The 13113-nt window shown below is 67.8% G+C and carries 13 protein-coding genes; 1 reads left to right on the forward strand and 12 read right to left on the reverse strand.

Features of this window, described 5'->3' with window-relative positions:
* Positions 1-13: 13 nt before the first annotated feature.
* The 9 genes from BFF94_RS19395 to BFF94_RS19435 form a co-directional block, all read right to left on the reverse strand.
* Positions 14-436, reverse strand: coding sequence for a CopD family protein (locus BFF94_RS19395; protein ID WP_128841871.1), 423 nt, complete (start codon positions 434-436; stop codon positions 14-16).
* A 19-nt stretch (positions 437-455) separates the two neighbouring features.
* Positions 456-1727 (reverse strand): glutamate-5-semialdehyde dehydrogenase, encoded by a 1272-nt coding sequence (locus BFF94_RS19400; RefSeq protein WP_128841870.1) that lies wholly within the window; start codon positions 1725-1727, stop codon positions 456-458.
* A gap of 183 nt (positions 1728-1910) precedes the next feature.
* Complete coding sequence (gene holA, locus BFF94_RS19405) at positions 1911-3005, reverse strand: DNA polymerase III subunit delta (protein WP_219139679.1); 1095 nt, start codon at positions 3003-3005, stop codon at positions 1911-1913.
* A gap of 18 nt (positions 3006-3023) precedes the next feature.
* The gene (locus BFF94_RS19410) at positions 3024-3575 is read right to left on the reverse strand and encodes an LPS-assembly lipoprotein LptE (protein WP_128841867.1); all 552 of its coding nucleotides are present in this window, start codon (positions 3573-3575) and stop codon (positions 3024-3026) included.
* A 38-nt stretch (positions 3576-3613) separates the two neighbouring features.
* Positions 3614-6208 carry a leucine--tRNA ligase gene (leuS, locus tag BFF94_RS19415; protein ID WP_128841866.1) on the reverse strand — a complete coding sequence of 865 codons (2595 nt, stop codon included), beginning with the start codon at positions 6206-6208 and terminating at the stop codon, positions 3614-3616.
* A gap of 292 nt (positions 6209-6500) precedes the next feature.
* The gene (locus BFF94_RS19420) at positions 6501-6962 is read right to left on the reverse strand and encodes an ExbD/TolR family protein (protein ID WP_219139680.1); all 462 of its coding nucleotides are present in this window, start codon (positions 6960-6962) and stop codon (positions 6501-6503) included.
* Between the two features lie 25 nt (positions 6963-6987).
* The gene (locus BFF94_RS19425) at positions 6988-7656 is read right to left on the reverse strand and encodes a MotA/TolQ/ExbB proton channel family protein (protein ID WP_219139681.1); all 669 of its coding nucleotides are present in this window, start codon (positions 7654-7656) and stop codon (positions 6988-6990) included.
* Between the two features lie 18 nt (positions 7657-7674).
* A complete protein-coding gene (dapB, locus tag BFF94_RS19430; protein WP_128849451.1) occupies positions 7675-8472 on the reverse strand; it encodes a 4-hydroxy-tetrahydrodipicolinate reductase in 798 nt (265 codons plus the stop codon).
* A 65-nt stretch (positions 8473-8537) separates the two neighbouring features.
* Entirely contained in the window at positions 8538-9356 is an 819-nt protein-coding gene (locus BFF94_RS19435; RefSeq protein ID WP_219139682.1) for an outer membrane protein assembly factor BamE, read from the reverse strand.
* A 141-nt stretch (positions 9357-9497) separates the two neighbouring features.
* Between BFF94_RS19435 and fur the strand changes: the two genes are divergently transcribed.
* Positions 9498-9926, forward strand: coding sequence for a ferric iron uptake transcriptional regulator (gene fur / locus BFF94_RS19440; protein ID WP_034182711.1), 429 nt, complete (start codon positions 9498-9500; stop codon positions 9924-9926).
* 107 nt (positions 9927-10033) lie between these two features.
* Here fur and BFF94_RS19445 read toward each other — a convergent pair whose 3' ends face one another.
* The 3 genes from BFF94_RS19445 to BFF94_RS19455 form a co-directional block, all read right to left on the reverse strand.
* Positions 10034-10567 (reverse strand): ureidoglycolate lyase, encoded by a 534-nt coding sequence (locus BFF94_RS19445; protein WP_128851409.1) that lies wholly within the window; start codon positions 10565-10567, stop codon positions 10034-10036.
* A 14-nt stretch (positions 10568-10581) separates the two neighbouring features.
* Positions 10582-11589 carry an allantoicase gene (gene alc, locus BFF94_RS19450; protein ID WP_128851412.1) on the reverse strand — a complete coding sequence of 336 codons (1008 nt, stop codon included), beginning with the start codon at positions 11587-11589 and terminating at the stop codon, positions 10582-10584.
* Positions 11590-11701: 112 nt separating this feature from the next.
* Entirely contained in the window at positions 11702-13024 is a 1323-nt protein-coding gene (locus tag BFF94_RS19455; protein ID WP_128851414.1) for a C4-dicarboxylate transporter DctA, read from the reverse strand.
* Positions 13025-13113: the final 89 nt, after the last annotated feature.

Raw genomic sequence — 13113 nt, forward strand, 5'->3', positions numbered from 1 at the left:
CCGGCCGCGCCGTTCAGAACGGCTTGATCACGACCAACGCGACCGCCGCGAGCATGCCGAGCACCGGCAACTCGTTGAACACGCGATACCACTTGTCGGTGCGGCGATTCTCGCCGCGCTCGAACACCCGCAGCAGGTGCCCGCAGTACGCGTGATAGATGACGAGCAGCAGCACGACCGTCACCTTCGCATGGATCCAGCCCTGCCCCTGCCCGATGCCGATCACGAGCCAGAGCCACAGCCCGCAGGCCAGCGCCGGCACCGCGATCATCGTCATGAAGCGGAACAGCTTGCGCGCCATCAGCAGCAGGCGCCGCACCGCGGCAGGATCGGTCTCCATGGCCAGGTTCACGTAGATGCGCGGCAGGTAGAAGAGCCCCGCGAACCACGCGGCGATCAGAACGACATGGAACGTCTTGACCCAGAGCATTGCCATCGGTTGTGCGCCTCGCTTTTTACTGGCGGCCTTCGCCGTGTCCGAGCACCACGTACTTCAGCGACGTCAGCCCTTCGAGGCCGACGGGGCCGCGCGCGTGCAGCTTGTCGTTCGAGATGCCGATTTCCGCGCCGAGGCCGAATTCGAAGCCGTCGGCGAAGCGCGTCGACGCGTTGACCATCACGCTCGCCGAATCGACCTCGCGCAGGAACCGCATTGCGCGGTCGTGATCCTCGGTGACGATCGCATCCGTGTGGTGCGAGCCGTAATGGTTGATGTGCTCGATCGCGGCGTCGAGGCCGTCGACGACCTTGATCGCGAGCACCGGCGCGAGATACTCGGTGTGCCAGTCTGCCTCGGTCGCATCGACGAGCGGGCCGACGCCCGCATCGGCGAGCACTGCGCGCGCGGCTGCATCGACGCGCAGTTCGACCTGCTTGTCGCGATACAGCTTGCCGAGCGGCGGCAGCAGCTTCGCCGCGATGCCGCTCGCGACGAGCAGCGTCTCCATCGTGTTGCAGGTGCCGTATCGGTGCGTCTTCGCGTTGTCGCAGACAGTCAGCGCCTTGTCGAGATCGGCGCGATCGTCGACGTACACGTGGCAGATGCCGTCGAGGTGCTTGATCATCGGCACGCGCGCCTCGTTGATCAGGCGTTCGATCAGGCTCTTGCCGCCGCGCGGCACGATCACGTCGACGTAGTCGGTCATCGTGATCAGCTTGCCGACCGCTGCGCGATCGGCCGTCGCGACGACCTGCACCGCGTCCTGCGGCAGGCCGGCGGCCTCGAGCCCTTCGCCGATCAGCTTCGCGAGCGCCGCGTTCGATTCGAGCGCTTCGGAGCCGCCGCGCAGGATCGTCGCGTTGCCCGACTTCAGGCACAGCGCGGCCGCGTCGATCGTCACGTTCGGGCGCGACTCGTAGATGATGCCGATCACGCCGAGCGGCACGCGCATCTGGCCGACCTGGATCCCGCTCGGGCGAAATTTGAGGTTGCCGATCTCGCCGATCGGATCGGCCAGCGACGCGACCTGGCGCAGGCCTTCGACCATCGTATTCAGCGCCTTGTCCGACAGCGTCAGGCGGTCGACGAACGCCGCATCGAGCCCCTTTTCACGGGCACGGGCGACATCGCGTGCGTTCGCATCCTTCAGCACCTGCGCGTCGCGTTCGATCGCGCGGGCCACGGCATCGAGCGCCGCGTTCTTCGCGGCCGTGCTGGCGCGCGCCATCGCGCGGGAAGCGTGCCGGGCGCGGCGGCCCAGGTCGGTCATGTACTGATCGATATCCATCGTGTGACTCGAGAAGCGAGCCGCGCTGGGCGGCATGAATTCGTCGGGAAGCGTGGGGTGGCCATCCGTGGGATGGCCTTCCTGCGGGTGCGGCGGCCGGAAAGCCGCGCCGCGGATGGCCGCCCCGACCATCGAAACATTGTAAGCGGGTTGCGCAGCGCGCGCTGAAGGCCCGAACGGGACTTAACGCCGCACGCGACCCGCGGTCGGCGGTCGCTCGCCGCGGGCGCCCGCCACCGTCATCGCGAGCTGGAACAGCCCGTCCCACGGATCGGGCGGCGGTTCGTCCTGCGTGCGGCGGCCCGGCACGACGGCCGTGAGCCCCTTGACCTGACGGTCGAGCTTCGCGGCAAACGCGAGCGCCTTCTCGAGCACGGGTTCCGACACGCGGTTCAGCGCGGGGCCGATCAGCCGCTCGCGCGGCCCCCACACGCGGTTCTCGCGCAGCAGCGTCGCCAGCGGCTTGCCGGCCGTCGCGCCGCGCTTGATCCGCAGCAGCGTGCGCAACTCCTCGACGACGGCCCACATCACCAGCACGATCGCCTCGCCCTCGCCCTTCAACCCGTCGATCATCCGCGCGAGCCGCGCGGCGTCGCCGGCGAGCATCGCTTCGTTCAGCTTGAACACGTCGTAACGCGCGACGTTCAGCACCGCGTCGTGCACCTGCTCGAACGACAGCGCGCCCTGCGGATACAGCAGCCCGAGCTTCTGGATTTCCTGGTGCGCGGCAAGCAGGTTGCCTTCGACACGCTCGGCGATGAACTGCAGCGCACGCCGCCCGTCGTCGCCGGCCGCGGCGCGCTGGCCCTGCATCGCGAGACGCTGGCCGATCCAGTTCGGCAGTTGCGCGCGGTCGACCGGATCGATCTTCAACGCGACGCCGCCGTTCTGCAGCGCGGTAAACCAGGCGGATTTCTGCGTTGCCGCGTCGAGGCGCGGCAACGTGACGAGCATCAGCGCGTCGGGGCTGGGGCTGGCCGCGAGCGTCTTCAGCGCATCGGCGCCTTCCTTGCCGGGCTTGCCCGACGGAATCCGCAGCTCGATCAGCTGGCGCTCGCCGAACAGCGACATCGCCTGGGTCGCGCCGAGCAGCATGCTCCAGTCGAAGCCGCGCTCGACCGTATGCACCGATCGCTCGGTGAAACCGGCCGCGCGCGCGGCCGCACGAATGCGGTCGCATGCTTCCTGCGCGAGCAGCGGCTCGTCGCCGTAGACGGTATAGAGCCCGGCCAACCCCTTCGCGAGGTGCGGCTCCAGCGCATCAAGTCGCAATTGCATCGGTGCGTGCGCCGTCGATCAGAGCGGCGGCGGCGGCAGCGGCGCGCGCGGCGCGACACCCGGCACCACGTCCTCCGGCGCCGGCGTCAGCGAGCGGACGATCGCGAGACGCCGCATCAACTGGTCGACCGCGTCGCTCTGCATGTCGCCGTACAGGATGTCGGCTTCCTGCGCCTTCGCATTCGTGTACTGGTCGCTGTACGTCATCGCGCGGTTCAGCGCGATCGCGCTCGGCGGGATCAGCACGGTGCCGTCCTTGCTCGTCAGCGTGTAGTTCAGCGTGTAGAACAACGCGTATTCCTGCGCCGAACCGTACTTGTTGAGCGTCAGCGTGTTCTGGCCACGCGACTCCCACATGCGCAGCACGGCGTCGGCGTCGTCCGCCGACTTGACGATCTTCGTGTCGCTGCCGGCCTCGACGAGGCGCGTGAGGCGCGCCTCGACGGGCGCCGGCGCGCCGGCCACCAGCAGGTGCTTGAACGCGTAGTCCTGCTGGCCGCGCAACTGGAAGCCGCATGCCGACAGCGCGACCGCACTGCCGACGAGCATCAAAAACGATCTGCGGATCACCTTTGCTCCTTCTGTGTACGTCCGACGGCCGGCGGCCGTCAGACGACGATGTTCACGAGGCGGCCCGGCACGACGACGATCTTCTTCGCCGGCTTGCCGTCGCTGAACTTCGCGAACGCGTCGTCGGCCACCGCCGCGGCTTCGATCGCCTCGCGGCTCGCGTCCTTCGCGACCTTCAGCGCGCCGCGCACCTTGCCGTTCACCTGCAGCACGAGTTCGATCTCGGCCTGCTCGAGCGCAGCCTCGTCGACCTTCGGCCACGGCGCATCGAGCAGCGGGCCGAATTCGTCCGCGTAGCCCAGCGTCTTCCACAGCTCGAACGTGACGTGCGGCACGACCGGGTACAGCACGCGCAGCAGCACGCCGTACGTCTCGCGCAGCACGCCGGGCGTCGCGCCCTTCGCGCCGTCGATCGCGTTCAGCATCTTCATCGCGGCCGACACGACCGTGTTGTACTGCAGGCGCTGGTAGTCGAAATCGGCCTGCTTCAGCACGCTGTAGATCTCGCGGCGCAGCGCCTTGTCGGCTTCGCCGAGCGCGGCCGCATCGAAGCCCGCGCGCGCGGCAAGCGCTTCGCGGTTGCCGTAGCCGAAGCTCCACACGCGGCGCAGGAAGCGGCTCGCGCCCTCGACGCCCGCGCCCGACCACTCGAGCTGCTGCTCGGGCGGCGCGGCGAACATCGTGAACAGGCGCGCGGTATCGGCGCCGTACAGGTCGATCAGCACCTGCGGATCGACGCCGTTGTTCTTCGACTTCGACATCTTCTCGATGCCACCGAGCACGACCGGCTGGCCGTCGGCATTCAGCGTCGCGCCGACCGGGCGGCCCTTGTCGTCGTGCGTGACCGTCACGTCGGCCGGGTTGTACCAGGTCTTCTTGCCCGATGCATCTTCACGGTAGAACGTCTCGTTCAGCACCATCCCCTGCGTGAGCAGGTTCTTCGCCGGCTCGCCGAACTTCACGAGGCCGAGGTCGCGCATCACCTTGGTCCAGAAGCGCGAATACAGCAGGTGCAGGATCGCGTGCTCGATGCCGCCGATGTACTGATCCATCGGCATCCAGTAATCGGTGCGCGCGTCGACCATCGTCTCGGCGTCCGGCGCCGTGTAGCGCGAGAAGTACCACGACGAATCGACGAACGTGTCCATCGTGTCGGTTTCGCGCTTCGCGGGCGCGCCGCACTTCGGGCACGCGCAGTTCACGAACGCCTCCGACTTCGCGAGCGGGTTGCCCGAGCCGTCCGGCACGAGGTCCTCCGGCAGCACGACCGGCAGATCCTGCTCGGGCACCGGCACGTCGCCGCACGACGGGCAGTGGATGATCGGGATCGGCGTGCCCCAGTAGCGCTGGCGCGACACGCCCCAGTCGCGCAGGCGCCACGTGACCTGCTTGTCGCCGAAGCCGCCGGCATTCAGGTCGGCCGCGATCGCATCGACCGCGTCCGCGTAGCGCAGGCCGTCGTACTTGCCGCTGTTCACGCAGACCGCGGTTTCCTTGTCGCCGTACCACTCCTGCCATGCGTCGAGCGAGTAAGCCTGGCCTTCGCTCGAAATCACCTGCTTGATCGGCAGGTCGTACTTCTTCGCGAACGCGAAGTCGCGCTCGTCGTGGCCCGGCACGCCCATCACCGCGCCTTCGCCATAGCTCATCAGCACGTAGTTGCCGATCCACACCTCGACCGGCTCGCCGGTCAGCGGGTGCGAAACCGAGAAGCCCGTCGCGACGCCCTTCTTCTCCATCGTCGCGACGTCGGCCTCGGCGACGCCGCCGCGCTTGCATTCGTCGATGAATGCCAGCAGCTCGGGCTTGTCCTGCGCGAGGCGCGTGGCGAGCGGATGTTCGGCCGCGACCGCGCAGAACGTGACGCCCATGATCGTGTCGGCGCGCGTCGTGAACACGCGCAGCAGCTTCTTCTCGCCGTCGAGTTCGTACGGGAAGCCGAAGTTCACGCCGAAGCTCTTGCCGATCCAGTTCTGCTGCATGATCTTCACGCGCTCGGGCCAGCCGAGGCCGTCGAGATCGTTCAGCAGCTCATCCGCGTACTGCGTGATCCGCAGGTAGTACATCGGGATCTCGCGCTTCTCGACGAGCGCGCCCGAACGCCAGCCGCGCCCGTCGATCACCTGCTCGTTCGCGAGCACGGTCTGGTCGACCGGGTCCCAGTTCACGGTGCCCGTCTTCTTGTACGCGATGCCCTTCTCGAGCATCTTCAGGAACAGCCACTGGTTCCACTTGTAGTAGTCGGGCTTGCACGTCGCGATCTCGCGCGACCAGTCGATCGCGAGGCCCATCGACTGCATCTGGCCCTTCATGTAGTCGATGTTGTCGTAGGTCCACTTCGCGGGCGGCACGCCGTTCGCCATCGCGGCGTTCTCGGCCGGCATCCCGAACGCATCCCAGCCCATCGGCATCAGCGTGTTGTAGCCGTTCATCCGCAGATAGCGGTACATCACGTCGTTGATCGTGTAGTTGCGCACGTGACCCATGTGCAGCTTGCCGGACGGGTACGGCAGCATCGACACGCAGTAGAACTTCGGCTTCTGCGAATCTTCCTTCGTCTTGTAGGCATCGGCTGCGCGCCAGTCGCCCTGGGCGGCGGCTTCGACGTCGGCGGGTACGTATCTCTCGTGCATGGTGTGGTTCGGACTAGGCTTTAAGCAGCGCGACGGCTCGCGCGCAGGAGTGGATCGAAAATCGTGCTTGCCCGGCGGACCCGCAGGCGCGTTGTTGCCGGACCTGTTTGCGGTTTCCGGGAATTTTCCGGGTTACCCGAAGCATGGCCGGGTAGCCTGGAAAATTCCGGGTTACCTGGAAAAAGTCTGCCAACCGGGAAAAACGTTGATTATACCGTCCGCGCCGGCCCATTCGGCCGGTCTTGCGGCGGGCGGCCCAATCCCGCAGCGGGCGCGGGCCCGCCGGATCCGCTCAGCGGCTCGCCGGCGCGACAGGCGGCGCGACGGAACCGCCCGCCTGCGGCGGCATGTCGGTCACGAAACCGATCCGCGTGAGGCCCGCCGCCTGCGCGTCGCCCATCACCTGCGCGATCACGTCGTAGCGGGTCGCGCGCGACGCGCGCAGCCGCAGCTCGGGCGGCGCACCGCTCGCGGCGGCGGCACGCAAGCGCGCGGGCAGCGCGGCGAGCGCCACGGGCGCGTCGTCCCAGTACAGCTTGCCCGCGTCGTCGATCGACAGCGTGACGGATTGCGGCGTGTCGCGCGCGACGCTGGCCGCGACCTTCGGCAGGTCGAGCCGGATCGCGTGCGTCATCAGCGGCGCGGTAATGATGAAGATGACGAGCAGCACGAGCATCACGTCGATCAGCGGCGTCATGTTGATCTCCGCCATCGGCGCGGACGTCTTGTGGTGCTCGAGCCCGCCGAATGCCATGGTCGTTTCTCCCCGGGCGTGCGCGTCAGGCGCCCTGCGCGCACACGAACACGTGCAGGTCGCGCGCGAAGCCGTCGAGTTCCTCGGCGAGCTGCCGCACGAGCCGCCCGAGGATGTTGTAGGCCAGCACCGCGGGAATCGCGACGACGAGCCCGAACGCGGTCATGATCAGCGCCTCGCCGACCGGCCCCGCGACGTTCTCGATCTGCGCCTGCCCGCTCGCGGCGATGCTGCCGAGCGCGTGGTAGATACCCCAGACGGTGCCGAGCAGCCCGACGAACGGCGCGGTGCTGCCGATCGACGCGAGCAGCACCTGGCCGAATTCGAGACGCCGCTGCGAGCGCAGCATCGCGTGCCGCAACGCGCGCAGCACGCGTTCGCTGCGCTCGACGCGCGCGGCCAGCGCGGCCGGGTCATGGTCGTCGGCCGCGTCGCGCGCGGCTTCGGCGAGGGGCACGAACACGCGCTCGCGATCAGCGCCGGCGAGCGCGGCAATGCCCGCATCGAGCGACGGCGCGCGCCAGAACGCGGCGAGCGCGCGTGGCCCCTGCCGCTTCGCGCGGACCAGCAGCCAGGCTTTCATCAAGAGGAAGCACCAGCTGGCGACGGACATCGCCAGCAGCACATAGGCAACGGCATGCGTGATCGCATCGCCGCTTTCGAGGTAGTGGACAACGCCGGTGGGAATCGCCATCGGAGTTTCCCCGTGGTGTCAGCGCAGGTCGAGCACGTCCTGCATGTCGAACAGGCCGGCGCCATGCGCCGACAGGAAACGGACCGCGCGCAGCGCGCCCTGCGCGTACGACACGCGGCTCGACGACTTGTGCGTGATCTCGATGCGCTCGCCGATCCCGGCGAACAGTACGGTGTGGTCGCCGACGATGTCGCCGCCGCGTACCGCGGCAAAGCCGATCGACGACGGATCGCGCTCGCCCGTCACGCCGTGGCGGCCGTACACCGCGCAATCGTCGAGCGAGCGGCCGAGCGCACCGGCGACGGCTTCGCCCATCATCAGCGCGGTGCCCGACGGTGCGTCGACCTTGTGGCGATGATGCGCCTCGATGATCTCGATGTCGTAGCCGTGCGAGAAATGCTTCGCCGCGAATTCGAGCAGCTTCAGCGTGACGTTCACGCCGACGCTCATGTTCGCCGCGAACACGATGCCGATCTTGCCCGCCGCGGCCTGCAGTTCGGCCTTCTGCTCGGCGGTGAAGCCGGTCGTGCCGATCACGAGCTTCACGTCGTGGCGCAGCGCGGCCTCGATGTGCGCGATCGTGCCTTCCGGACGCGTGAAATCGATCAGGTAATCGGCCTGCGCGAACACGGCGTCGAGGTCGTCGGTCAGCTTGATCCCGGTTTCCTTGCCGAGGAACGCGCCGGCGTCCTGGCCGAGAAACGGCGAACCGGCGCGATCGAGCGCGCCGACGAGCTGCGCGTCGGAATCGTTGAGAACGGCTTCGATCAGCATCCGGCCCATTCGGCCCGATGCGCCGGCAATCGCAATCTTCATGGCTTTCTACACGACAGGTCTAAAGGCGGGCGGCGCAAGCCGCCCTGTTTCCGCACGCCGGCTGCTTACTGCGACTGGGCCGGCGTGGTGAGCGGCTGGTTCTGCAGCGTGTCCGAGCCTTGCGGGCCGACCGGCGGCGACGCCTCGCTCGGCACGTTCGGCTGCGGCGGACGATGGAACTGGAACTGCGGCTGAATCGCCGGAGCCGCGCCCGGCGGCTGGCCGCCCGGCACCGGCGCACCGCCGGAAGCCTGCTTGGACGGCGCGAACCGGCGTGCGCTCGCCCCCTGACCCGACACCTGGTTGGTCGCGCGGTTCGCTGCGCGTGCCGCCTGCGCGTTCGCATCCTGGTCGACCACCGCGCCGGACGCCGGCACGGTGGACGGACTGGCGACGGCCTCCGGCGCCGGCGCGCTCGCCGCTAGCGCGGCGCTCGCGGCAGCAGCCTCGGCAGCGGCCTTCGCCGCTGCGGCCGCCTTCGCCTTCTTGCCGCCGCGGTCGCCGTCGATGTCGGCCAGCAGGTCGAGCTCGGAAGGCAGGTTGTCGGCGCCCGTCCAGCTCGCGAGGCGATCGCCCGAGAAGGTCAGCACGAGGTCGCGCTGCTGGACGATCGACGTCGAGCCGCGCTTGAAGTAGAAGAGGTAATCCCAGCGATCCGCGTGGAACATGTCCGCGAGCAGCGGGGTGCCGATCAGCGCGCGGACCTGCTCGCGCGTCATCCCGGCTTGCAACTGCGCCGCTTTCTCCTGCGATACGAAGTTGCCCTGCACGACGGTGATCCGATAGGGCGTGATGCTCTGCGCGATGCGCTGCGTCACGCTGTCGTACGACGAACAACCCGCCAGCGCGGCAACGGCGGCGGCAGCGATGATGGCACTCCGCATGCGACTCCTCTGAAAGTGCGATAGCGATTCTGGGATCATTTCCTTCACCGTGCTGGCCCGTGTGCAGGCCGCGCGTGTATCTGGAACGGCGAAAAGCCGGTAACATTGAAGCCCTGCATTGTACTCTAGGGATGCCTAGCCATGACCAATCCGACGGATCTGAAGAATATCGGGCTAAAGGCCACCCTACCGCGCCTCAAGATTCTCGAGATCTTCCAGCAGAGCCCCGTGCGCCACCTGACGGCCGAAGACGTCTACCGGAACCTGCTCAACGAGCAGCTCGACATCGGGCTCGCCACCGTCTATCGCGTGCTTACGCAGTTCGAGCAGGCCGGCCTGCTCTCGCGCAGCAACTTCGAATCCGGCAAGGCCGTGTTCGAACTGAACGAAGGCTCGCACCACGATCACCTCGTGTGCCTCGATTGCGGCCGCGTCGAGGAGTTCTTCGACGCCGAGATCGAGGGCCGCCAGCAGGCGATCGCGAAGGAGCGCGGCTTCCGGCTCCAGGAGCACTCGCTCGCGATGTACGGTTCCTGCACGACCGAGAACTGCCCGCACCGCAAGCACTGAATCGCGCCACCTGCGCACGAAGCACGGCCCGGCCGGCATCTCGCCGACCGGGCCGTCTTCTTTTCGGGATCGTGCCCGCGCATCACGCGCGGGCTGGTTCGGAACGCTTACGAAAGCCCTTCGACACTCGCGCAGGCCTGCTCGAACTCGAGTGCCCACGCGCGCTCGAGCGGGATCTCGTCGCAGTTCGGCTGCGGCCCGCCGCGATCGACGATCACGAAATCGCTGACCGCGTCGAGCGCGAGCAGCGGATGGTGCCAGACGCCCTTCGCATAGTTCACGCCCTGCCAGCCTTCGGCCAGGAACGCGCGCATCGCGTCGGGCCGGAATTCGCCGGCCGGCGCGACGACGATCGCATAGCGCGACACGGCCGCGAGCGGGATGAACGCCTGGCTGCCGTGCGGATGGCGCTCCATCAGCGTGACCGCGACCGGCAGCGTGCGCGGCTGCGCGCGAAACACGCTGACGAGCGGCCGGCCGCCGTCCGCGCACACGTCGATCGTCGCGAGATCGTGGAAGCGCTCGGTCGTGCCGCCGTTGATCGGGAAATGCCGCGCGCCTTCGAGCGCGATCACGTCGCCGAACGGCGCGAACGCTTCGCGGGTCAGGCGCTCGACGCGCAGGATGTGGGGTCTGCTCATGCCGTTGCCCTCCTTCAAGCCGGCTCGCCCCACAGACGCAGGCGCGACACGCCGCCGTCCGGGAAGATGTTGAAACGCACGTGCGTGACGGGGCCGAGCGCCGCGAGCTGATCGAATGTGTGAACGTGGTCCATCGACAGCTTCTGCTCGCCGAGCAGTTCGGCCCAGAACATCGCCTGCGTGACGAGCGAATCGTCGGTGCCGCCCGCGACCCGCGCGGCCTGCAGCGAGCAGCGGTCGGGAAAATTGCCCTTGAAGAACGCCGTATCGACCTCGACGCGCCGGATGATGCCCGGCCGCGCGAGCGCGACGATCGCCCAGTCGTTGCCGGGTTCGCGGCGGCGCCGCGTTTCCCAGCCGTCGCCCATGTTCGCACCGCGCCCCGGCATCAGCATCTGCGATGCCGGGCCGAAGTGCTGGTTGTTCGCGGCCACGAGATAGCCGCCGTTCTCGATCGCCGCGAGATCGACGAGCTCGCCGGCCGGCACGTGGCGCCAGTCGCGCTGCGGCTGGCCGTACACGCGCAACCGCGCCAGCCCGCCGTCCGGATACAGGTTCACGCGCAGGTGCGTATAGGGCTGCGCGTCGTCGACGCTCACGTAATGATGCGAGTTGCCCTGCAGCGTCGTCGCGGCGACAATCGTGCGCCACTCGGCATCGTCGGGCGGCGTGTCGCCGTCGGCGACGCACGCGTCGATCGACGCGGCCGGCGGGAAGTTGCCGGTGAAGTGGCTCGTATCGAGATCGACGCCGTGGATCACGCCCGGCCGCGCGAGGCGGACCACGCAGAAATCGTGGCCGGTCGTGCGCTTGCGGCGCGTTTCCCAGCCGTCCATCCACTTGCCGTGGTCGTCGTACTTGCCGGGAATGAACACGGCCGGCTCGGGATTCAGCATGCGTTCCTTCGGCGCGAAGAATTCGTCGCTGGCGAAGAGCGCCTGTGCACCGAGTCGCGGGTCGGCGAGGTTCATGTAACGCCGCGCAAACGCCGGCGCGCTCGGATCGAGAATGGGGGCTGCCATGTCGTCTCCTGATTTTTGACTTCTGGTGAAGCACCGGCGCATCGCTACGCCGGCCGCAGGTCATTCGAGCGCGGGACGACCGAGGGCAAGGCCGCCCCGCGCGGGGTCGCGCTCAGAGCGCGTGGGCCTGATCGCCGGCGACCGGCGCCGCGTTGCCTTCCTCTTCAGCCGGCACGTAGCGCAGCTCGCGGTTCAGCACGCGGTTCGCGCGCGCCCGGTCGATGTCGTTCTCCCACACCGCGACGACGACCGTCGCGACGCAGTTGCCGATCAGGTTGGTCAGCGCGCGGGCGATGCCGACGAACCAGTCGACCGGCAGGATCAGCACGAGGCCGAGCACCGGAATCGCCGGGATCGCCGACAGCGTCGCCGCGAGGATCACGATCGCCGAACCCGGAATGCCGTGCGCGCCCTTCGACGTGATGAGCGACACGAGCAGCACGACGATCAGGTCATGCGTCGACAGCGGCGTGTTGGTGGCTTGCGCGATGAACAGCACGGCGAGCGTCAGGTAGATCGAGAAACCGTCGAGGTTGAACGAATAGCCGGTCGGGATCACGAGGCCGACCGTCGAATCCTTGACGCCCATGTATTCGAGCTTGCGCATCACCTGCGGCAGCACCGCGTCCGACGACGCCGTGCCGAGCACGATCGACAGTTCCTCGCGCAGGTAGCGGATCAGCTTAAACACCGAGAAGCCGGCGAGCCGCATCACCACGCCGAGCACGACCGTGACGAACACGAAGCAGCTCAGGTAGAACACGGCGACGAGGTAGCCGAGCTGCTTGAGCGACGCGACGCCGTACTTGCCGGTCGTGAACGCGATCGCGCCGAGCACGCCGAGCGGCGCGAGCTTGATGATGAAGCCGATGATCCGGAAGAACACGTGCGACAGCTCCTCGATCAGCGAGTTGACGCGCTGCGCCTTGTCGCCGAGCAGCGACAGCGCGGAGCCGAACAGCACCGCGAACACGAGGATCTGCAGGATGTCGCCCTTCGCGAACGCGTCGATCGCGGTCTCGGGGATGATCTTCATCAGGTAGCCGGCCGTGTCCTTCAGGCTTTCGGCGTTCTTCGCGTACGACGCGAGCGACGACGCATCGAGCGAGTGCAGGTCGATGTTCATCCCGACGCCCGGACGCGTGAGCCACGCGAGTACCAGGCCGATGCCGAGCGCGAGCGTCGTCATCACCTCGAAGTAGATGACGGCCTTCAGGCCGACCCGGCCGACCTTCTTCAGGTCGCCCGCGTTGGCCATCCCGCTGACCACGACGCAGAACACGATCGGGCCGATGACCATCTTGATGAGCTTCAGGAAGCCGTCGCCGAGCGGTCGCAACGACTCGGCGAAATGCGGGAAGAACGCGCCTAGCGCGATCCCCAGGATCAATGCGACGACTACCCGGCCAAACAGCGAATTGAGGAATTTCGACACGGCGCTCTCCCGATCCAACGGTTGCAGTTTCGTCTGTTCATACTGGTAAGACCAGTAATGTTATGGTGGATAGTAGGAAGCCGATATAG

The organism is Burkholderia catarinensis (assembly GCF_001883705.2).
GTDB classification, from domain to species: Bacteria; Pseudomonadota; Gammaproteobacteria; order Burkholderiales; family Burkholderiaceae; genus Burkholderia; species Burkholderia catarinensis.

Bases quoted from the DNA above. Each gene is read 5' to 3' on its own strand.
- BFF94_RS19395 (WP_128841871.1), bottom strand. From the start codon at position 436: ATGGCAATGCTCTGGGTCAAGACGTTCCATGTCGTTCTGATCGCCGCG.
- BFF94_RS19400 (WP_128841870.1), bottom strand. From the start codon at position 1,727: ATGGATATCGATCAGTACATGACCGACCTGGGCCGCCGCGCCCGGCAC.
- holA (WP_219139679.1), bottom strand. From the start codon at position 3,005: ATGCAATTGCGACTTGATGCGCTGGAGCCGCACCTCGCGAAGGGGTTG.
- leuS (WP_128841866.1), bottom strand. From the start codon at position 6,208: ATGCACGAGAGATACGTACCCGCCGACGTCGAAGCCGCCGCCCAGGGC.
- BFF94_RS19420 (WP_219139680.1), bottom strand. From the start codon at position 6,962: ATGGCATTCGGCGGGCTCGAGCACCACAAGACGTCCGCGCCGATGGCG.
- BFF94_RS19425 (WP_219139681.1), bottom strand. From the start codon at position 7,656: ATGGCGATTCCCACCGGCGTTGTCCACTACCTCGAAAGCGGCGATGCG.
- dapB (WP_128849451.1), bottom strand. From the start codon at position 8,472: ATGAAGATTGCGATTGCCGGCGCATCGGGCCGAATGGGCCGGATGCTG.
- BFF94_RS19435 (WP_219139682.1), bottom strand. From the start codon at position 9,356: ATGCGGAGTGCCATCATCGCTGCCGCCGCCGTTGCCGCGCTGGCGGGT.
- fur (WP_034182711.1), top strand. From the start codon at position 9,498: ATGACCAATCCGACGGATCTGAAGAATATCGGGCTAAAGGCCACCCTA.
- BFF94_RS19445 (WP_128851409.1), bottom strand. From the start codon at position 10,567: ATGAGCAGACCCCACATCCTGCGCGTCGAGCGCCTGACCCGCGAAGCG.
- alc (WP_128851412.1), bottom strand. From the start codon at position 11,589: ATGGCAGCCCCCATTCTCGATCCGAGCGCGCCGGCGTTTGCGCGGCGT.